This is a genomic window from Mycolicibacterium doricum, assembly GCF_010728155.1.
GTDB classification, from domain to species: Bacteria; Actinomycetota; Actinomycetes; order Mycobacteriales; family Mycobacteriaceae; genus Mycobacterium; species Mycobacterium doricum.
Map to the genome: position 1 here is coordinate 124,286 of NZ_AP022605.1, position 20,384 is coordinate 144,669.

Annotated in this window: 16 protein-coding genes and 2 pseudogenes; 9 read left to right on the plus strand and 9 right to left on the minus strand. The window is 67.8% G+C overall.

The window, feature by feature from the left end; all coding sequences use genetic code 11:
- Positions 1 to 36 precede the first annotated feature (36 nt).
- Both G6N07_RS00565 and G6N07_RS00570 read right to left on the minus strand, forming a co-directional pair.
- On the minus strand, positions 37 to 207 hold the full coding sequence (locus tag G6N07_RS00565) for a hypothetical protein (RefSeq protein WP_163784002.1): 171 nt from the start codon (positions 205 to 207) through the stop codon (positions 37 to 39).
- The gene (locus G6N07_RS00570; protein ID WP_179959929.1) at positions 204 to 698 is read right to left on the minus strand and encodes a hypothetical protein; all 495 of its coding nucleotides are present in this window, start codon (positions 696 to 698) and stop codon (positions 204 to 206) included. Before G6N07_RS00570 ends, G6N07_RS00565 begins: the two co-directional genes overlap by 4 nt.
- A gap of 55 nt (positions 699 to 753) precedes the next feature.
- Here G6N07_RS00570 and G6N07_RS00575 point away from each other — a divergent pair, with 55 nt between their 5' ends.
- Positions 754 to 1,374 (plus strand): M15 family metallopeptidase, encoded by a 621-nt coding sequence (locus tag G6N07_RS00575; protein WP_085189637.1) that lies wholly within the window; start codon positions 754 to 756, stop codon positions 1,372 to 1,374.
- A 62-nt stretch (positions 1,375 to 1,436) separates the two neighbouring features.
- On the opposite strand, the gene treS is transcribed toward G6N07_RS00575, so the two are convergent.
- Complete coding sequence (treS, locus tag G6N07_RS00580; protein ID WP_085189339.1) at positions 1,437 to 3,734, minus strand: maltose alpha-D-glucosyltransferase; 2,298 nt, start codon at positions 3,732 to 3,734, stop codon at positions 1,437 to 1,439.
- Between the two features lie 167 nt (positions 3,735 to 3,901).
- On the minus strand, positions 3,902 to 5,281 hold the full coding sequence (locus tag G6N07_RS00585) for an aspartate aminotransferase family protein (RefSeq protein ID WP_085189341.1): 1,380 nt from the start codon (positions 5,279 to 5,281) through the stop codon (positions 3,902 to 3,904).
- Positions 5,282 to 5,608: 327 nt separating this feature from the next.
- Between G6N07_RS00585 and G6N07_RS00590 the strand changes: the two genes are divergently transcribed.
- From G6N07_RS00590 to G6N07_RS00600, 3 genes are all read left to right on the plus strand, one after another.
- Positions 5,609 to 9,769, plus strand: coding sequence for a SpoIIE family protein phosphatase (locus G6N07_RS00590; RefSeq protein ID WP_085189343.1), 4,161 nt, complete (start codon positions 5,609 to 5,611; stop codon positions 9,767 to 9,769).
- Positions 9,769 to 10,101, plus strand: coding sequence for an STAS domain-containing protein (locus G6N07_RS00595; RefSeq protein WP_085189345.1), 333 nt, complete (start codon positions 9,769 to 9,771; stop codon positions 10,099 to 10,101). The genes G6N07_RS00590 and G6N07_RS00595 overlap by 1 nt, the downstream gene beginning before the upstream one ends.
- 77 nt (positions 10,102 to 10,178) lie before the next feature.
- Complete coding sequence (locus G6N07_RS00600) at positions 10,179 to 11,342, plus strand: YihY/virulence factor BrkB family protein (protein WP_179959930.1); 1,164 nt, start codon at positions 10,179 to 10,181, stop codon at positions 11,340 to 11,342.
- On the opposite strand, the pseudogene G6N07_RS20005 reads toward G6N07_RS00600, so the two are convergent.
- Positions 11,343 to 12,548, minus strand: a pseudogene (locus tag G6N07_RS20005) (NCS2 family permease); the annotation flags it as partial.
- A 143-nt stretch (positions 12,549 to 12,691) separates the two neighbouring features.
- Between G6N07_RS20005 and tenA the strand changes: the two are divergent.
- Both tenA and G6N07_RS00615 read left to right on the plus strand, forming a co-directional pair.
- Positions 12,692 to 13,378, plus strand: a complete 687-nt coding sequence (gene tenA, locus G6N07_RS00610) for a thiaminase II (RefSeq protein ID WP_085189349.1) — start codon at positions 12,692 to 12,694, stop codon at positions 13,376 to 13,378.
- 2 nt (positions 13,379 to 13,380) lie between these two features.
- Positions 13,381 to 14,025, plus strand: a complete 645-nt coding sequence (locus tag G6N07_RS00615; protein ID WP_085189641.1) for a class I SAM-dependent methyltransferase — start codon at positions 13,381 to 13,383, stop codon at positions 14,023 to 14,025.
- Positions 14,026 to 14,262: 237 nt separating this feature from the next.
- On the opposite strand, the gene G6N07_RS00620 is transcribed toward G6N07_RS00615, so the two are convergent.
- Positions 14,263 to 14,718 carry an STAS domain-containing protein gene (locus tag G6N07_RS00620; RefSeq protein WP_085189350.1) on the minus strand — a complete coding sequence of 152 codons (456 nt, stop codon included), beginning with the start codon at positions 14,716 to 14,718 and terminating at the stop codon, positions 14,263 to 14,265.
- Between the two features lie 178 nt (positions 14,719 to 14,896).
- Positions 14,897 to 16,174, minus strand: a complete 1,278-nt coding sequence (locus G6N07_RS00625) for a DNA polymerase domain-containing protein (protein WP_085189352.1) — start codon at positions 16,172 to 16,174, stop codon at positions 14,897 to 14,899.
- Between the two features lie 71 nt (positions 16,175 to 16,245).
- Between G6N07_RS00625 and fadD2 the strand changes: the two genes are divergently transcribed.
- The gene (gene fadD2 / locus G6N07_RS00630) at positions 16,246 to 17,997 is read left to right on the plus strand and encodes a long-chain-fatty-acid--CoA ligase FadD2 (protein WP_085189354.1); all 1,752 of its coding nucleotides are present in this window, start codon (positions 16,246 to 16,248) and stop codon (positions 17,995 to 17,997) included.
- A 316-nt stretch (positions 17,998 to 18,313) separates the two neighbouring features.
- Positions 18,314 to 19,216 (plus strand): ADP-ribosylglycohydrolase family protein, encoded by a 903-nt coding sequence (locus G6N07_RS00635; protein WP_085189356.1) that lies wholly within the window; start codon positions 18,314 to 18,316, stop codon positions 19,214 to 19,216.
- Between the two features lies 1 nt (position 19,217).
- Here G6N07_RS00635 and G6N07_RS00640 read toward each other — a convergent pair whose 3' ends face one another.
- On the minus strand, positions 19,218 to 19,460 hold the full coding sequence (locus G6N07_RS00640; RefSeq protein ID WP_085189357.1) for an acyl carrier protein: 243 nt from the start codon (positions 19,458 to 19,460) through the stop codon (positions 19,218 to 19,220).
- A 524-nt stretch (positions 19,461 to 19,984) separates the two neighbouring features.
- Here G6N07_RS00640 and G6N07_RS20010 point away from each other — a divergent pair.
- Positions 19,985 to 20,035 (plus strand): annotated as a pseudogene (locus G6N07_RS20010) (DUF6098 family protein); the annotation flags it as partial.
- 47 nt (positions 20,036 to 20,082) lie between these two features.
- Here G6N07_RS20010 and G6N07_RS00645 read toward each other — a convergent pair.
- The gene (locus G6N07_RS00645) at positions 20,083 to 20,379 is read right to left on the minus strand and encodes a DUF4193 domain-containing protein (protein WP_085189359.1); all 297 of its coding nucleotides are present in this window, start codon (positions 20,377 to 20,379) and stop codon (positions 20,083 to 20,085) included.
- Between the last annotated feature and the right edge of the window lie 5 nt (positions 20,380 to 20,384).

Sequence of the window (20,384 nt, forward strand, 5' to 3'; positions counted from 1 at the left end):
AAGGTGATCGCAAAGGTGATCGCAAACGCCTCCGCGTCAGTCGCGCTCGAGCAGTTCGGCGATTGCCTCGACGAGCCCGTCGTGCGGAATCCCATCGAAGGTGTGGGACTCCACGGTGGTCGCCACGGTGGCCAACGCTGCGACACAGAGCAATTCGACGTTGGGCTGCAGCGATTGCAGCACCCACCGCAACAGGCGGTGACTCAATGGCAGAGCCTGTCGATGGTGGCGTCGAGCACGTCGAGGTCACGCTTGAGGGCCTGCTGTCCGGGGTCGCCGTCCGGGGCGCCCGCGGTGGCCGCGGTCCCGAACTGCATCAGCTTCGTGCCGAACTGCCGTATCGGGGCGGCGAGTTCGGGCGGCGTGGCCGGGTCCAGGATGTCGAGCAGGTACTGGCCGCCGCCCGTCAGGGCCACCCTGGCGTTGGCGGCCACCGCGAGCACTCCGGTGACGTCACTGTCGCCGCCGGGCGGCGCCAGATGCGTGTTGGTCTCGACTCCCGCGCGCACCTGGGTGTACGCCGCACACGCCGCGTCCGCGGCGGCCGCCTGCGTGGCCTCGTCATACCTCGGCGGGCGGGCCTGCCACCACGTCCACACCGACACGACCAGCGCGGCGGTGGCGATGAGGCAGGCGAGAGCGGACAGCGCCGTGGACGGTGAGCGGGCGGCACCGATCTGCTGTGGTCCCGGCGGCATGGAACAGATCGTAATGGGGTCGCGCGGTGCGGCCAGGAGCTGGCATGGTGGCGGGGTGAGTGTGCGGCGGACGGTGTGGACGGTCAGCGTGGCCCTCGGCTGCGCCTGTGGTGTGATGTTCGGCGCCGCGCCCTCTCACGCGGACCCCGCCGAGCCCGGCGGCGGCACCCTGGTCGGGCCGTCGGCTACCGGGACCCAGCCCTCTGGCGAACCGTTCGGCGTCGGTCCGGCGGCCACGGACACGTTCGGCGGATACTTGCCCGAGTCGGGAACGCTGACCGCCTTCGACGTCGAGAACCCGATCGTCGGCAGACTCGATCCGGCGTTGCTGACGGCGGTGCAGGAGGCCGCCCGGGCGGCGGCCGCGGACGGTGTCGAGGTTGGGATCAACTCCGGATGGCGTTCGATCGGGTTCCAAGAGCGGCTGTTCCAGGACGGGGTGCGCACCTACGGCAGCGTGGAGATCGCCCGGCAGTTTGTCGCATCGCCGCAGACCTCGATGCATGTGGTCGGACGGGCAGTCGACGTCGGCGGACCGGACGCCGCAGCGTGGATGTCGCGCAACGGTCCCCGGTTCGGGCTGTGTCAGGTGTACGCCAACGAGCTGTGGCACTACGAATTGACCGCGGACGCCGACGGCATCTGCCCGCCGATGAAACCCAACGCGACCGGCTGACCGCCGTACCGGTGAGCCGCTGGAACGCCAACGTCGACACCCGTGGTTCGGCTCAGCAGCGGTCATGTCTGCTCGTGCTCCGCGCGGGGTAAGGATCCGACCTGCCGTGATGTGAGTTCGACCAGCAGCGACATCCCGTAGTGGGCGGGCATCTCCACGGTGAAACTGTGTAGATCGTCGACCGTGGCGAAGGCGTGTGCGCTGAACATGTCCGAGACCTCGGCCCCGGGGGGCAGCACCGCGGAGCGCACGGTGCCGGCCACCTCCTCGTTGGCGAAGTTCAGCACGGTCAGCTGGTAGCGGCCCGGTTCGGCCAGTTCGTGCACCAGCACGAGCATCCCCCGGTGTGACACCTCCGGGATGTCGACCTGGCGGCTGGTGGCGATGCCGTAGTGCGATCGCACCCTCAGGATGGCCTGTAGCTGGCGCAGGAAGCTGGTCTCGTCGTCGAGCTGGTCGGGGATCGAACCGTAGAGGCTGCGTCCTCGCGGCATCCCCGCCGACGACTGTGTGGCAGCGGGATTCACACCCATCAGGTCGTGGGCGGCGCGATGAATCCAGCGCGTGTCACCCCCACGCAGCAGTTCGGCGACCTGGATGGCGGGAAGGGTGAGCATGCCGCACAGATCCCACCCGGACAGGGCGAACACGCCCGGTTGGAGCGCGTTGAACATCGCCAGCAGCAGGTGTGCGCGGCGGATCTCGTCGAGTTCGGGCGAATCGGGCTCGATCTGATCCAGATCTTGGATGCCCAGGGTGGCGGCGATGACTGTGGCGGTGGTGCAGGCGATCCCGTTGGTGGTGAAAACCAGGTTGTAGGGCGCATTTTCGCCCGTGAGGTGTTCGGTGAGGTCCTGACGGATCGTCTCGCCGAGCACCTCCCCGGTAATCTCCTGTCCCTTGTAGGTGTAGACGTCGTCGCGGTGGCCGTGCGACCAGTGCACGAGTTCGTAGGTCAACTCGTCGTGGTTCTGCAGGGCATGGATCAATGATGCCGGTTCGACGCCGAGTTGCAGCGTGGTCCGCAGCGTCAGCCGCAGGAACTCGGTGTCCGCCGTGGCGAGCGCATGGTGGTAGGCGGGCCGGTTGATGAAGTCGTAGGACAGGTCGGCGCCCGCCTCACCGATCTCACGGATGTCGTCGATGGTGAGGTTGAGTTCCTGGAAGGTGAAGCCGCCGACCTTGCGGACCATGCTGGCGATCAGGTGGTTGGCCGCTTCCGACAGGGGGTGGCCCTCCGACCAACCGGCGCTGTCTTCGGCGGTGGTCTTCTCGGCGCCGAGAAACCCGTTGGCGTCCAAGCGGAGTCCGCCGGTGCCCAGATCCGCCAGCGAGTGTAGGGCGTCGCCGATCACGAGCCGCATCCCGGCGAAGGACGGGTCCAGCCAGTTGATCGACGGCTGACCGTCCTTGAAATAGTGCAGGTACACCCAGCGGCGCTCGACACCGTCGACGCCGAGCACCGGCCGGGTGACGCTCCAGTTGGTCTCCTTGATGCCTTCGGCGTAGAAGATCACCCGCTGCAGTCGGCCGATGATGTAGCCGGCCTTGTCGAGCCACTCCTCGGTGGCCGGGTCGATGTTGACGGAGTCGGCGCCGTGGGGCACCTGGGGCAGGTGCTCCCAGTCGCGGGGATCGACCTCCACCATGTGGTAGATGCCCGGGTAGTCGGCGTACTTCATCTCGGCCAGCCGGAAGTCGGATCCCTTGCCGGTGTGGCCGGGAACGATGTCGTCGATGACGGTGCCGCCGTACCAGTTGGCCGTCCCGCACATCTTGCGGAACTCCTCTTCGGTGCCGAACGCCGGATCGATCTCGGTGCTGATGCGGTCGAAGTGGCCGTCGACGCTGGGCGTCGTCTGCCACCCGGAGATGCCGCCGGCGCGTTTGACCGGACCGGTGTGGATGGCCTCGATACCGATGTCTGCGAACGCTTTCCACATGTCGTCGTCGGCGAGCGCCTTGAGGAACGATTCATCGGGCCGCGTGATCAGCGACAGCGGATAAGCGGTGAACCACACCGACGCGGTCTCCACCGCGCCGCGCGGGCTAGGGGTGGCGAACGGGTTCTGCCACATCGAGCCCTGCCCGGAGAACTGCTGGCTGATCTCGTTGGCGTCGGCCAGCATCGACTGCGACAGCAGCCACGACATGTAGGCCGGGTTGTCCGCGCGCGCCGGGCCGTCCTGGGCCACCGAGCGGCGGGTGAACGGCGACTTCACGCGGGGACGGAACCGCAACGACCGCGGACGCGCCGGGTGCAGATGTTCGTCGTAGGTGATCTCGCTGGGTTCGTTCGTCTGATCGTCGGTGCCCGACCCGGCCTGGTCGTCGAAATCCGACTCTGGCGCCTCAGACATGCATCCCCTTCACGAACTGGTTGCCGGTGGTTCGACGTTCGGGAAATAGTTCCACGCCGCCGCAATGCCGAAACGGCGCGTCGTTGCGCATGTGCCGGACGTCTTCGACACCAACCCTACGGATGTCGAGGCGCCGGCGCGTTCGGGTGAGGGGTCGTCGGCGACCGTTACAGGTGCGAGTCGGCGACGGCGAGGGCCTGGTCGAGGATCGCGAGACCTTCGCGAGCTTCATCGGCGGTCACCGTGCACGGCGGCACGGCGTGGATCCGGTTGAAGTTAGCGAACGGCAGCAAACCGTTTTCCTTGCAGGCAGCCACCACGGCGTTCATCGCCGCACTGCTCGAGCCGTAGGGTGCCAGCGGTTCCCGGGTCTGCGGGTTCGCGACCAGTTCGATGGCCCAGAAGACACCGGTGCCGCGGATCTCCCCGACGCTGGGATGGCGGGCCGCGAGGTCGGCGAGGCCGGGACCGAGCACCTCGGTACCGATCCGGGCGGCGTTGCCGACGATGTCCTCGTCCTCCATCGCGGTGATGGTGGCGACCGCCGCCGCCGTCGCGAGCGGGTGCCCGGAGTAGGTGAGCCCGCCGGGGTAGGGGCGATGCGCGAATGTCTCGGCGACGGCAGGGCAGATCGCCACGCCGCCGAGGGGTACGTATCCGGAGTTGACGCCCTTGGCGAAGGTCAGCAGATCGGGGGTGACGCCGAAGTGGTCGACCGAGAACCACTTACCGCTCCGGCCGAAGCCGGCCATCACCTCGTCGGCGATCATCACGATGCCGTAGCGGTCGCAAATCTCGCGGACGCCGGCCAGGTAGCCGGGCGGCGGCACCATGATGCCCGCGGTGCCGGGGATCGACTCCAGGATGATCGCGGCGATGGTGGTCGGGCCCTCGAGCCGGACGAGCTCGTCGAGGTAGCCCAGCGCGCGCTCGGACTCCTCGGCCTCTGTGGTGGCGTGAAACCGGGACCGGTACAGGAATGGGCCGAAGAAGTGCACGACGCCGGCGTTGCCGTGGTCGTTGGGCCACCGGCGGGGGTCGCCGGTTAGGTTGATCGCCGTCTCGGTGCCGCCGTGGTAGGCGCGGTAGCGGCTCAGCACCTTGTAGCGACCGGTGTGCAGCCGCGCCATCCGCACCGCGTGTTCGACGGCATCGGCGCCGCCGTTGGTGAAGAAGATCCGGTTCAGCTCACCGGGCGTGCGTTCGGCGATCAGCCGGGCGGCCTCCGAACGGGCGTCGTTGGCATGCTGCGGCGCGACGGTGCACAACTTGGCGGCCTGCGCTTGGATGGCGGTGACGACCTTCGGGTGTTGATGGCCGATGTTGGTGTTGACCAGTTGGCAGGAGAAGTCCAGCAGGCGCCGGCCCTCGCCGTCCCAGAGGTAGCTGCCCTGCGCAGCGGTGATCGTCATCGGCGAAACCTCGGCCTGCGCCGACCAGGAGTGGAAGACATGCGCGCGGTCGAGTTCGTAGGCGCGGGCGGCTTGGGCCCGGGCCTCGTCGATCGACAGGCCGTTGGGCAGGGTGGTCTCGTTGGTGAGCGTCATGATTCTCCTCGTGCGCCGAAAGTACGGTTGTTGACGCGCTACTCGGGCGATGCGTGCAACAACCGTACGCTCGGCGCGAAGAATTGAGTGTTCGGGGAAGCGTCGGGCCGCGCCCGTGGGCTGCCCCGGGACGGTAGTCCGCTGCGGAGGGCAATCAGGTTTCACTTCACTCCGCTTTGGGCAGCCTGCACTTCACGGATGACTCCGGGACATACGGCGCCGCGACCGCGGCGTTCGACCCTGAGGCGAGGTCACGTCGGGCGCGGCCGTGCGGCTTGGCGGATCGACGCCTTCGCGGGTCGGTCCGCGGCACTGAGAGGATGTCGGTTGGGCGTTGAGGAAGTCGGGGACGCTTCGTTGACCTCCCCTCCAGGTTCACTGTTCGGCGCGGACGCCGACGTCGGGCGACACCTTGCCTCGGTCCACTGGGAGGCCACCGCACTCGGTCCGCCAGCCACCTGGCCGCAGAGCCTGCGCACCGCCGTCAACATCCTGCTGTCCTCCCGGTTCCCGATGTGGATGGCGTGGGGTCCGGAACTGACCTTCTTCTGCAATGCCGCATACCGCCGGGACACGTTGGGCCGCAAGTACCCATGGGCGTTGGGCCGGCCGGCCAGCGAGGTCTGGGCGGAGATCTGGCCCGACATCGGTCCTCGAATCGACTCCGTGATGTCGACCGGCCGCGCCACCTGGGATTCGGCGCTGCCGCTCTTCCTGGAACGGTCCGGTTACTCCGAGGAGACCTACCACACCTTCTCCTACAGCCCGCTGCGTGACGACGATGGTCAGGTCGTCGGCATGCTGTGCGTGGTCAGCGAAGACACCGAGCGAGTGATCGCCGAGCGCCGGATGGCGACGCTGCGCGACCTGGGCTCTGACCCGAGTGTCGTCCGCACCGAACGGCAGATGCTGGACTTCGCCGTTGAGCAGCTCGGCCGCAACCTCCAGGACCTGCCGTTCACGCTCATCTATCTGTTCAGCGACGACGGTGACGCGCACCTCGCCGCGACCAGTGGGATCGCGTCGGGACATCCGGCGGCACCGGAGGTGCTGTCGGCCGACGGAATGTCGGTGTGGCCGGTGAAGCTGCCCGCCAACGCGGAGACCGTACTGATCGACGTCGACGGCCAGTCGCTGAACCTGCCGCGCGGGGTCTGGCCCGACCCGCCCGCGCAGGCGCTGGTGGTCCCGCTGCTGCAGCAGGGTGCGGAGCCGGTCGGGCTCCTGGTGGCGGCGCTGAACTGTCACCGTCGCCTGGACGGGCCCTACCGTGGGTTCGTCGAGCTGGTCGCCGGGCACATCGCGGCAGGGATCGGCAGCGCCCGAAGCTACCGGGCCCAGCAGCGGCGTGCCGAGGAGCTGGCCGAGCTGGACCTGGCCAAGACCACTTTCTTCTCCAACATCAGTCATGAGTTTCGCACACCGCTCACGTTGATCCTCGGGCCGCTGGCCGAGCTGCGCCGCAACGCCCACCTCGACGCGGGGACGCGTGAAGAGCTCGAGTTGGTGCACCGCAACGGGTTACGGCTGGCGAAGTTGGTCAACACATTGCTCGACTTCTCGCGCATCCAGGCCGGCCGCATGAAGGCCAGGTTCGAACCCGTCGACCTGGCCACCGTCACTGCCGAGCTGGCGAGCGTGTTCCGCTCCGCCGTCGAACGGGCGGGGCTGGAGTTCGCCGTCGACTGCCCTCCGCTGACCGAACCGGTCTACGTGGACCGCGACATGTGGGAGAAGGTGGTGCTCAACCTTCTCTCCAACGCCCTGAAGTTCACCCTCGACGGCGCCGTCACGGTGCGGGTCACCCACGACGACGGCGGCGCGGTGGTCACCGTGGCTGACACCGGAGTGGGGATCGCCGCCGAGGAGATGCCCCGGCTGTTCGAACGGTTCCATCGGGTCGAGTCGGGTTACGCCCGCTCGACCGAGGGCAGCGGCATCGGCCTGGCACTGGTCAAGGAATTGATCGGCCTGCACGGAGGCGCCATCAGTGCCGAGAGCGAGGAGGGTCGCGGCACCACCTTTACCATCCGGATACCGTTCGGTGCAGGGCATCTCTCGTCGGAGGACATCGCGCCGCCAGGGCGAAGCTCCGGCGTCTCCACCACGGCAGACCCCTACCTGCAGGAGGCGCTGCGCTGGGTACCGGCGTCGGACACCGAACCGCACGGTGGGCAAGCGGTCACCGCGACGGTGCCGTCGGCCGGCGGAACTGCCGTGCCGGCCCGGATCCTGGTCGCCGACGACAACGCCGACATGCGGTCCTACCTCACCGGTCTGCTGCAAGGTGCCGGCTACCAGGTCACCGCGGTGTCCGACGGCAGTCAGGCGCTGGAGTCCATCCGGGCGAACCTGCCCGACCTCGTGGTCAGCGACGTCATGATGCCCGGCCTCGACGGGCTGGAGCTGCTGGCGGCGCTGCGGTCGGAATCCCGCACCGCCGCGCTTCCGGTGTTGCTGTTGTCGGCGCGGGCGGGGCAGGAGTCCTCGATCGAGGGACTTCAGGCCGGCGCCGACGACTACCTGGTGAAACCCTTTGTCGCAGCAGACTTCATGGCTCGGGTACGTGCCAACGTGGCGCTGGCGCGGTTACGCAGCCACCACAGCCGCTGGCGTACCGCGCTGATCGACTCGCTGCAGGAGGCGTTCTTCGTCTGTGACGAACACGGGGCGATCGTCGAGACCAACACCGCGTTCACCGACATCCTCGGCTACGGGCCCGAAGGCCTGCCGTACGAGCCGGTGCAGCCGTGGTGGCCCGACCCGGAGACCGATCCCGACGGCTACCGGCAGGCCAGCCAGGTCTTCGGTGGCGTGCTGGGTGAGAGTTGCGGGGACTTCACCCTCCCGGTCGTGCACCGCGACGGGCACCGGCTGTGGGTCAGCGCGAGTATCAACCCCGCCCGTGATCCCGACACCGGCGCCCACGTCACGGTCGGCACGTTCCGGGACGTCACCGCCGAGCACTACCGGGTCCAGCGGGAGACGGCGTTGGCAGCGCTCAACGTCCAACTGGCGGAAGCCGACACCCTCGACGGGGCACTGCGCGCCGCTGTCGGGGAACTGCACCGGCTGTGGCAGGCGCGGCGCGTGCTGGCGGTGACCTTCCCCGGCGTGGAAAGGGACACCGCCCCGGACGTGATCTGCGCCGGCGAACCCGTGCAGTGGTCGGATCTTGCGAAACGGCAGCGTGCTGCGATCACGGCGCTGCGCAGCGCCGACGTGCTCACCGCGGATACCGAGGAGTACGGCACGGCGGGTATCACCCTCCAACATCCCCGTGGCGTGCTCGTCCTGTGGATCGAACTGCTCGAACAACGCCCGTTCACCTCGGAGGACCACACGCTGCTCACCGTTCTCGCCGGCCGCCTCGGCCAGGGGCTGCAGCGGGTGCACCGGCTCGACCAGCAGCGGGAAACCGCGCTGACCCTGCAGCACGCCATCCTGGGCCCGGCCAACCTGCCCGGCGGCTTCGCGGTCCGTTACCACCCGGCGTCTCGGCCCCTCCAGGTCGGCGGCGACTGGTACGACGTGGTGGACCTCGGCGGCGGATGCATCGGGCTCGTCGTGGGCGACTGTGTCGGGCATGACCTGGAGGCGGCCACGGTCATGGGCCAACTGCGCAGCGCGTGTCGGGCGCTGCTGCTCGACCAGCCGAGCCCCGGAGCCGCGCTGGCCAGCCTCGACCGATTCGCGGCACGGCTGCCGGGGGCACGCTTCACGACCGTGTGGTGTGCCGTGCTGTCACCTCATACCGGTGAGCTGGTGTACTCCAGCGCCGGTCACCCGCCACCCGTACTCGTCGGCTCGGACGGCGGCATCCGCCTGCTCGACGATGCCCGCGGCTTCGCGCTGGCGCTGCGATCGCACCAGGACCGGCCGGAAGCCCGGGTGACGCTGTCGGCGCGGACCACGCTGCTCCTCTACACCGACGGGCTGGTGGAGCGGCGTCGTGCCTCGTTGGAGACCGGCATCGGCCGCGCCGCGGCCCTGGTCGCCGAAGGGCGATCCGACGCCCTCGACGCGGTCGCCGACCAGCTGATGTCCCGCCTCGCACCCGACGACGGTTACCAGGACGACGTCGCGCTGCTGCTCTACCGCCAACCCGCCCCGCTCGACATGGTTTTCCCGGCGCGCAACGAGTACCTCGCGAGTTCCCGCACCGCACTCCGGTCTTGGCTGACACAGGCCGGCGTGGGACCGGACCAGGTGATGAACGTGCTGATCGCGGCTGGTGAGGCGGTCGCGAACGCGATCGAGCACGGGCACCGCGACCGGCCCGACGGATTCGTCACCCTGCGGGCGACTGCGCTGGTCGACCGGCTGCAGGTGTCGGTGCTCGACACGGGCTCGTGGAAGACGCCGCGTACTGAGGTCGACAGCCGCCGCGGCCGCGGTGTCGCCCTGATGGAGGGCCTGATGGACGACGTGTCGATCGATCCTGGAGACGACGGCACCGCGGTCCACCTCGACGCGAGGATCATCTGATGGTCACGCCGCTCACCGTCAACGCCGACCGCCACGCGGACGGCACACCGCTGCTGGTCGCTTCCGGCGAGATCGATTTGAGCAACGTCGACACCTTCACTCGGGCACTGACCACGGTGATCGCGGCGGCCGACGGCGTCGGTGCAACGGTGACGGTGGATCTGAGCGCGGTCGAATACCTGGACAGCGCCGCGATCGGCGCCCTGTCCGTGCACGCCGACCAGGTGCCGCAGATGCGTCTGGTCGCCAACCCGTACTTGATCCCGGTGCTGCGGATCAGCGGCATCGACCAATTGGCCACCGTGGAAGCCGCCCAGTTCACCGACGGCTAGGCGGTTCGCGGACGCCTCGAGTGTTTTCACCGTTGGGCGGGGGTATGCCCGGGCGCATTGCGTGAAAGGTGGCGGGGATGATCGGTTGGCTCGACAGGCTGCAACAGCGCAGCCGCGCCATGGGCTACGTCATCGCGGTGATCTACAAGTACGTCGACGACCAGGGCGGTTACCTCGCGGCGCTGATCACCTACTACGCGTTCGTTTCGTTGTTCCCGTTGCTGCTTCTGCTGACCACCGCCCTGGGGGTGGTCCTCGTCGGCCGACCGGATCTGCAGCGCCAGATCGTGGAGTCGACCGTCAGCCAGTTCCCACTCATCGGCGAGCAGCTGGCACAACCCGAGCAGCTCAGCGGTGGCGCAGTCGCCGTGGTGGTCGGCATCCTGGGCGCGCTCTACGGCGGGTCCGGTGTCGGGCAGGCGGTTCAGAACGCGATGAACTCGGTGTGGGCGGTGCCCCGCAACGTCCGCCCGGATCCGATCCGTTCGCGCATTCGCAGCCTGCTGCTCCTGCTGGTGCTGGGCTCGGCGGCGATCGCGGCGACCGTGCTGTCCGCCGTGGGGCGGGCCGTCGACGATCTGGGTGTGCTCGGCACGGCCGGCGTCCTGGTGGTGACCGTCGCGATCAACACCGGCATTCTGTTGGTGGCGTTCCGAACGACGACGAGCCGCGAGCTGACCTACCGCCAGGTGCTGCCAGGCGCCCTCGCCGGGGCGTTGGTCTGGCAGTTCCTGCAGTGGTTCGGCGCCGGCTACGTCGCGCGGATGGTCAGTTCGGCCAGTGCCACCAACACCGTTTTCGGGCTGGTCCTGGGGCTGCTGGCATTCCTCTACCTCGTCTCGGTCAGCCTGGTGCTGTGCGCGGAGCTCAACGTGGTGTGGGTGGACCGGCTCTACCCGCGCGCCCTGCTCACCCCGTTCACCGATTCGGTGAGGCTTACCCCCGCCGATCGCCGCACCTACGCCCGCAAGGCGAAAGCCGAGCGGGTCAAGGGCTTCCAGCATGTGGCGGTGACATTCCAAGCCGGCCGCTCAGACGGCCATCAGGTTCTCGATCCAGCTGCGGGCGAAGTAGACGACAAAGCCGGCGGCGACGATCCACAGCAGCGGGCTGATCTCGCGGGCCTTACCGGCGCCGGAGCGAACCACCACCCACGAGATGAAGCCGACGCCGATCCCGTTGGCGATGGAGTACGTGAACGGCATCGTGGCCACGGTGAGGACGACCGGCAACACCACTGAGAACTCCGACAGCTCGATGTGCCGCACTTGCGACACCATCAGCGCTCCGACGACGACCAGGGCGGCCGCGGCCACCTCGGTCGGCACGATCGACGCCAGCGGGGAGACAAACATCGCCGCGAGGAACAAAGCACCGGTGACGAGGTTCGCCAGCCCGGTTCGCGCGCCCTCCTCGATGCCGGCACCGGATTCGATGAACACCGTGTTGGACGATGCCGAGGACGCACCGCCGACCGCGGCGCCCGCACCCTCGACGATCAGCGCCGAGCGCAACCGCGGGAACGTGCCCTTCTCGTCGGAGAGGCCCGCCTCTCGCGACAGCCCGGTGAAGGTGCCCATGGCGTCGAAGAAGTTCGCGAAAACGAGCGTGAATACGAGCATCACCGCCGCGAGGATTCCGATCCGGGAGAAGCTTCCGGTCAGGCTGAACTCGCCGACCAGCGAGAGGTCCGGGAATGCGAACGGCGAACCTGAAAACTGTGGCACCGACAAGCTCCAGCCCCCGGCCCTGTCCTGAGCCGACCCCAGATCCCAGATCGCCTCGACGACGACCGCGACGACGGTGCCGGCCACCAGCCCGATCAGGATGCCGCCGCGGACCCGCCGGGCCACCAGCACACCGGTGAGCAGCAGCGTGACCACGAAGGCGACCGTCGGAACGGTGCTGATCGAGCCCATTCCGCCGGCACCCAAACCGACCGGCGGCGAGGCCAATCCGGTGGAGCTGACGAATCCGGCGTCGACGAGACCGATGAACAGGATGAACAACCCGATGCCCGCGGTGATGGCCAGCTTCAGCTGCATTGGCACCGCGTCGAACACCAGTCTGCGCAGCCCGCTCACCGCCAGCAGCACGATGATGAAGCCGTTGATGACGACCAGGCCCATCGCCTCGGGCCACGTGACCTCACCGACCACCGTCGTGGCCAGGAAGGAGTTGATGCCCAACCCGGCGGCGAAGGCGAACGGCAGCCGCGCGATCAGACCGAACACGATCGTCATGACACCCGCAGCGAGCGCCGTCGTCGCCGACACCTGCGCGAACTGCAGTGAGTTGCCCTCGACGTCGGCCGGACTCGACAGGATGATCGGGTTGAGCACGATGATGTAGGCCATCGCGATGAACGTGACGAGGCCGCCGCGGACCTCGGCGCCGAGTGTGGACCCGCGTGCCGAGATCTCGAAGAAGCGATCGAGGCGATTCATGTGACGACCCTAAGGTGCACCGCCGTACACGGCGAATGGACCATGGTGCACGCAGGAATTCCTACGTTGGGGCGGTTGACCACACCCCGGACGGGCTTTCCGGCCCGACGACCGGAGCGCATGCTGCTGATAAGTTGACCGCGATGGACACGCCTGAGGAGTCGACGAATACCTGGTCGCTGCGGCTGTGGAACGAGATCGAGCCGATCTTCTCGGCGATCATGGCCCATCCCTTCATATCCGGCCTGACCGACGGCACGCTGGAATCCGGGGCCTTCGCGCACTACGTCGCCCAGGACGTCCACTATCTGCGCGACTACGCGCGGGCGCTAGCGGCGGTCGGCGCCAAGGCGCCGACCCTGGCCCAGACCGCGATGTTCGCCCGCCACGCCGCCGACATCCTCGATGTGGAGTTGTCGTTGCACCACACGCTGCTGCCCGAACTGGGCTTGGACGCTGCGGAATTGGATTGCGTGCCGGTGGCACCCACCACCCGCGCCTATACCAGCTACCTGCTCGCCACGGTCTGCGGCGGCAGCTTCGCCGACGGCCTCGCCGCGGTCCTGCCGTGCTACTGGATCTATGCGCGGGTGGGTGAGGAGTTGATCGGCCGTGGCTCCCCCGACGCCCGCTATCAACGATGGATCGACAGTTACGGGGGTGAGGAGTTCGCCGCCACCGTCGCGCAGGTCGTCGAACTCACCGATCGCACGGGTCCGACGCTGACACCGGTGGAGGAATCTGTCGCCCGCGCTCACTTCGTCACGACGTCGAGGTATGAGTGGATGTTCTTCGACGCGGCGCACCGCCGCGAGGCTTGGCCGGTGTGACCATGGCGCCGCCCTCCTTCGACGCTCCCGTCCGACGGTGGGAGGACATTCCGGGCTGGTTCGGCTGGCGGCAGGCCCAGGAGGAAGCCGTCGCGCACTTTACCGACGGCCCCAGTTTCGTCGCCCCCCGTTTCGTCGAGGTGGGAAGCTATCTCGGCCGGAGCCTCTGCTCGCTGGCCGAGGTGGTGCAACAGTCTGGTCGGCGGATCGACGTGGTCGGCGTCGACACCTGCCGGGGGAGCGGTCCGGAGGGCACCGGTGAGATCAACGCGCACGGGCCCGCCGTCGAATTCGGCGGAGGCACGTTCGCGGGGCTGCTGCACCGCAACGTCATCGCCTGTGGCTTCGCGGACACCGTTACTCTACTGATCACCGACTCGGTGTCGGCGGCTCGGATGTTCGACGACGAATCCCTGGCGTGGGTACACATCGATGCCCGGCACGACTATGAGAGCGTGTGCGCCGACATTGCGGCGTGGGTGCCGAAAGTCCGTTCCGGTGGCTGGTTGTCGGGTGACGACTACCACCCGCAATGGTGGCCGGGGGTGGTGTCCGCGGTCCGCGACAGGCTGCCGGACGCCGGCGAGTGGACGCCTGGCCAGTGGCGCTGGATCAAGGGCAACGGCATGGCGCAGTCCGCCGGTTAGTCAGCCGCTTATGGTGCAGAACCCAGGGTATGCGCGGATGTCCCGTTGTCTGACAGAGGAGTTGTCTGACAGAGGAGTCTCGTGGCCCGCGCTGCCGTCACGGTTGTCACCGGGCGGCGGCGCGGGCGGGAAGATGTCGGGTCAGGCGGCAGAATCCACGTGGTGGATGTGGTGCCTGCGCTTGAGCAGGAATGTCAGCCAACGAACGTCGATGAGCATGTGGTGTTCCTTTCGGTGTCAGGCTGTCTTGGTCAAGAGGGGGAGCAGGCGGCGCCGCGCGAGGATGCCTTCGCCGAAATGATGCAAAGCCTCCGGAACCGATGCAGTCACCGGCATGTCGTCGAGAGTGCCCGAGGCGCGCAGCACCTGCAGAACCGGCTGGCTCCCGATGACCGACCATTCGACGTCGGCATCGGCGCACCGGCCGTCGATTTCATAGAACAGTGAGAGGCCTTCTGCACCAAAGGAACTCACACTACTGAGATCGAGGATGAACGGCTTCTCGGCAAGGACGAAGCGCCTTGCGTACTCCGCGACGCACGACAGGTTGTCGCCGTCGATGTCGCCCGTGATCGAGACCACCGTTGCGAGTTGACGGCAACGAGCCCGCATCCGGACGCGGTCGCGGTCGAACGACGGGTTGCCGTAGTGAAAGGCGGGGTGCGAACCAGTGGATGTGCTCGTGAGTGTCATGAGCGGACTCCCGTCGGCGTTTCGCTGCAATGGCTTCGTTGTTTTGCCACCTCAACGTGACCCCAAAGCTATGCGGTGAATTTAAGGCGGCTGGGAGCTACCGCTAATACTTTGGTAAGAGTTGCTATTTGCGAGAGTCGTGATGCGATCGTTATCGGTCGGTGTCCGCCTGGTGCCGTCACGGCGAGGCGGACTGCGGCCCGGTGTAGTTCTCCCAGGGGCTGTAATCGGCCAGTAGGGGTTCCTGCGGTGGACGCTGTTCCTCGGGAACGTGCTGGAGATTGATCCGGATCCGGTACCAGATGGAACTCGGACCGCGCATTCCGTCGACCAGCACGTCGGGTGGCTGCAGGCGGTCCGCCGCGGCCGGGTGGCGCCGGCGCCACATGTCGAGCGCGGCCAGCGCCTCGTCCTTGGTTTTGGTGCGGGCGATCTCGATGAGCGGCATCACCGACTGTCGCCGGCCCGTGCCGCCACCGCCCGGGCGTTTGGCGCCACGGGGCGCCTTCTCCGCCGGCCCCAACCGGTCGGCGAGTCCGAGCAGCGCGTCCAACCGGCCGGGATGGTCGTCCATCGACTCCCACGGATCACCCGTCTCGGCGTAACGGGCGGGCACGGTTGCGACGGTGAACGCCTCCGGGCGGCATCCCGGCACCTCCTCCCAGCGCAGCGGTGTGGACACCCGGGCGTCGGGGGTAGCGCGCACCGAATACGCCGACGCGACGGTGCGGTCGAACGCGTTCTGGTTGAAGTCGACGAACACCCCTTCCCGTTCCTCCTTCCACCATCGGCTGGTCGCCAGATCAGGTGCGCGCCGCTCCACCTCGCGCGCCACCGTCTGGGCGGCCAGTCGGACGAACGTGAACGGCCAGCGCGGTTCGATGCGGGCATAGATGTGGAAGCCGCGCGAACCCGACGTCTTGGGCCATGCCGTGAGCCCGTGGTCCTCGAGCACGTCGCGCGCCACCAACGCAACGCTGACGATCTGCTCCCAGTTGACACCGGGCATCGGATCGAGGTCCACCCGTAGTTCGTCGGGATGGGCGAGGTCGCCCGCGCGGGTCGGGTGCGGGTTCAGGTCGACGCAGCCGATGTTGACCGCCCATGCCAGCCCCGCGGCGTCATGGATCACCGCCTCCTTCGCCGAGGTGCCCGACGCGTACTTCAACTCCGCGACATCGACATAATGTGGGCGCTTGGCCGGCGCGCGCTTCTGGAACACCGCCTCCTCGGTGATTCCTTTGACGAAGCGTTTGAGGATCATCGGCCGGTCTGCGACACCGCGCAGGGCGCCGTCGGCCACGGCGAGGTAGTACTCGATCAGGTCCAGTTTGGTGATCGCCGGCAGGCCGTCGTGCGCCTCGAAGACGACTTTGTCGGGGTGGGTCACGCTCAGCGAGCGACCGGCGATGTCCAGCGTCAAACCCGGCGCCCGGGATCCGGCCATGTCAGCCATGGTAGGGACTGTTTGGTCCCCGTCTCGGCTGCGACCTAGGTCACATGACATAGGTCACATATTGTGGTGTCATGCCGAACCTCACTGAACTTCCGTCGCAGGTTGCCACAAAGACGTCGCAGGTTGCCACAAAGACGTCGCAGGTTGCCACAAAGACCAAGCTGTATCTGGACCGTGGCGCCGCCGAATTGCACTACGCCCGGAAGATGATGGAGGCAGGCGCATTACAGTTGGAGCCGCCACAGAACGTGGTTGCGGTCGTCGCCGACATGCGCCGCTGGGGTGAATTCGGGATGATCCCTGCGCTCAATGCCCGTCGCACCCCGGCGCGTCGTGCCGTCATCGACGACGAAGGAGAGATGACGTACGCCGAACTCGACCAGGCCGCGCACGCCGTCGCGCACGCACTGCTGGCCAAGGGAATCAAGGGTGGCGACGGTGTGGCCATCCTTGCGCGCAACCACCGCTGGTTCCTGGTCGCCGTGTACGGCGCCGCCCGCACGGGCGCGCGGATCATCCTGCTCAACAGCGAGTTCTCCGGCCCGCAGATCAAGGAGGTGTCCGAACGCGAGGGCGCCAAACTGATCATCCACGACGACGAGTACTCCAAGGCGGTGTCGCGGGCACAGCCCGAATGCGGGTACCTGCGGGCGCTCGGCACCAACCCCGACAGTGACGAGCCGTCGGAGAGTGACGCCGAGACGCTCGCCGACATCGTCGCGAAAGGGGACAAGACACCCGCGCCGAAGGCGGCCAGACATTCGTCGGTCGTCATCCTCACCAGTGGCACCACCGGTACGCCAAAGGGTGCCAAACGGAAACCGCCGCTGTCGCTGGCGCCGATCGGTGGCGTGCTGTCGCATGTCCCGTTCAAATCCGGTGAGGTGACCGTGCTTCCCGCACCGATGTTCCACGCGCTGGGCTACCTGCACGCCACGATCGGCCTCGTACTCGGGTCGACACTTGTGCTGCGGCGCAGGTTCAAACCGGCCACCGTGCTCGCTGACATCGAGAAGCACAGGGCGTCTGCGATCGTGGTCGTGCCGGTCATGCTGTCGCGGATCCTCGACCACATCGAGAAGATGGACAGCAAACCGGATCTGTCGTCGCTGCGGATCGTGTTCGTCTCGGGTTCGCAGTTGGGGTCCGAACTGGCGGTCAGGGCGACGAAGTACCTGGGCCCGGTCGTCTACAACCTGTACGGCTCGACCGAGATCGCATTGGCCAGCATCGCCCGCCCGCAGGATCTGCAGAAGAACCCGGCGACGGTGGGCCCAGTCGTCAAGGGTGTGCGCGTCAAGCTGTTCGACGAGAACGGCAAGGAGGTGCCTCGCGGTGAGGTGGGCCGCATATTCGTCGGGACCACCTTCCCGTTCGAGGGCTACACCGGCGGCGGCCACAAGCAGATCATCGACGGGTTGATGTCTTCGGGTGACGTCGGATACTTCGACGAGCACGGATTGCTCTACGTCTCCGGCCGCGACGACGAGATGATCGTCTCCGGCGGCGAGAACGTGTTCCCCGCCGAGGTGGAGGACCTCATCAGCGGCCACCCGGAGGTGGTGGAGGCCACCGCGCTCGGTGTCGAGGACAGGGAGTGGGGCCACCGGCTGCGGGCGTTTGTCGTGAAGGCCGAGAACGCGTCGGTCGACGAGGAGGGCATCAAGCGCTACGTCAAGGAACACCTGGCGCGGTACAAGGTGCCCCGCGAGGTGCTGTTCATCGACGAGCTACCCCGCAACCCGACCGGGAAGATCCTCAAACGCCAACTGCGCGAAATGTTCGTGGACCACTCGGGCGGCGGCCAAGCGAAGGCGCAATAGCGATCCGCCGTTATCCGTCGGCACCCTTTGTTGAAGCACGCCACCGCCCAGAAGCAGCGCTGGATGAAGGCGCCGAGACCACCGGCGAAGAACACCAGGGGGACGAGGACCGCGGCGACGAGCGAATGGTCGGCGGAGATCGCGTAGAACGCGAAGCAGAGCCCTGCGACCGCGACCACCGCGATGACGTACTTGACGGCCGCGCGCAACATCTGCGGGTTGCGCCACCGCTTCTCCACATCATTGGTCATGGGCACCGGTTTCCCGGCGCTCACGCGGGGAAACGGCGATGAGGCATCGGCGAAGGGAGCCACAGGTGGGGATCGCAGCGATACAGTCCCGGATCCGGGCAGCACTGGTGTCCTACGCGGCGGGGGATGCGGCCGGCGTGCCGTGGGAGGGTTGCGCGGAGGTTCCCCGCACCGGCATCGACGAACTGCCGCGCCGTGGGGACTGGCCGCCCGGCGCCACCTCTGACGACACTGCGTTGACCCTGCTGGTCGCCGAGTACCTGCGCGATCGCGGGCCGGTGGTGGACGAGGCGGACTTCCTGACCCGTCTGGCCGCCGCCGCACCACACATTCGCGGGATCGGGCCCAGCACCTCCGCGGCGGTCGAGCGTTTCCGTGCCGGCGGGGCGCTGCGCGCCGAGTCCGGTGACACGAACGGTGCCGCGATGCGTGTGCTGCCGATCGGGTGGGCGATCGCCGACGACGATCTGCGCCGCACGGTCACCACGGGCCTGTCGCAAACCACCCACGGCGCCGCGCCGGCCGTCGCCGTCGCGTGCATCGCGTCGGCCATGGCGTCGGCGGCAGTCGACGGCGCGTCACCGTTGGATGCGGCCGACATCGAGATTGATTGGGCCACCAGGAAATACACCCTGGTGGACCTGAGGCCCGTACGAGCCGCCGTCGAGGGCCGGTGGCGGCCGGGCGTGAACGGGGTGTCGCTGGAGGCCGTCGATGCGGTGGCCGCCGTGGTGCACGCGGTTCGGCACGCCCTCACGCGCCGACTGCCGACCGCCGACGCACTGCGCTATGCGGTGTCCCTGGGCGGCGACACCGACACCACCGCGGCGATCGTGGGTGGGATCCTCGGCGGCCGCGCTCCGCGAGCCCCCGACATCCCGTGGCTTGACCGCGCCGAACTGCCCGACAGCGCCACACTCGACGGCCTCAGTGGGGCGCTGTCGGCACTCCGGTTGTCGACCGGGTGAGTCAGTTGGTGGCCGGCCCCGCTGCCTTCGATCCCTGTAGTCGGCCCAGGAACTGATGGCAACGCCGGGCACGCTCGGAATCCTCGGACATCACCTGTTCGAAGAACGACGCGACGTCGTCGAGTCCGGCGTTGCGGGCGTCGCGAACGTACTGCCCGTAGTCGTGTCCGGCCTTGAGCGAGTGGTACTGAACCGAGATCAGGTCAAATGTCACGTCGTCGAAGCCGGTCTCTCCGGTGGCCATGTCGTCTCCTTTTCTACGTTGGGTTTTCTACGTTGGGTTTCCTACGTTGGGGTGGATGCGGCCGCACTACCCCGCAGCCCACGGCGCAAACCCCACTGGGTGAGTGTTTGAGACTGGGTGAATGTTTGAGCGGTTGGTCCACCGGTGAGCGGCGGGCTCCGGGCAACGTCTCGCCGAAGGAAAAGATCATGAACGCACCACTTTTGGATCACTTCGGAGTGGAGGCGCCATGACGATGCACACTGCGCCGAAGCCGCTGCCGATCGACTCACTCGACGAACTCGTGGATCTGGTGATCCGACAGCCCGACGTCTACCTGCGGTATTCAGCGGACCCGGCACCGGCCAACACCAGGCCGCGACTGCGATTACGAGGCCGAAGTGCTGATGCCGGGTCTGTCGGTCAGCGCCATCGCGCCGGAGCCGTGATGGCCACGGCCCGCGCAGGACTGGATCGCCCGGCGCATCAGGCAGTACGCGCAATGACACGAACCCGGCCGGTTCCCGTGGGTACTGACCGGCCGGGTGGTCGGGCACGGACCTGACCACGAACCTTTGGTGACCGATATACGCCCGATCGCCGCGCTGAGCGAACCGACACTGGCCGGCGCCGCCCCGTCACGTCAGGCGCAGTCGGCGCAGATCGTCGTTCCGTTCGTGTCGCGAGCCAGCCGGCTGCGGTGGAACACGAGGAAACAGCTGCTGCAGGTGAACTCGTCGGCCTGCTTGGGGACGACCCGCACGGTGAGCTCTTCACCGGAGAGGTCGGCGCCGGGCAGGTCGATGGAGTCGATCGGGTCGGAATCCTCGAGGTCGAGAACCGTCGTGCGGGCGTCGGCACGCCCCACTGGCAGTTCGTCGAGCGAGTCGGATTCCAGGTCGTCTTGCTTACGGCGAGGGGCGTCGTAGTCAACGGTCATGATGG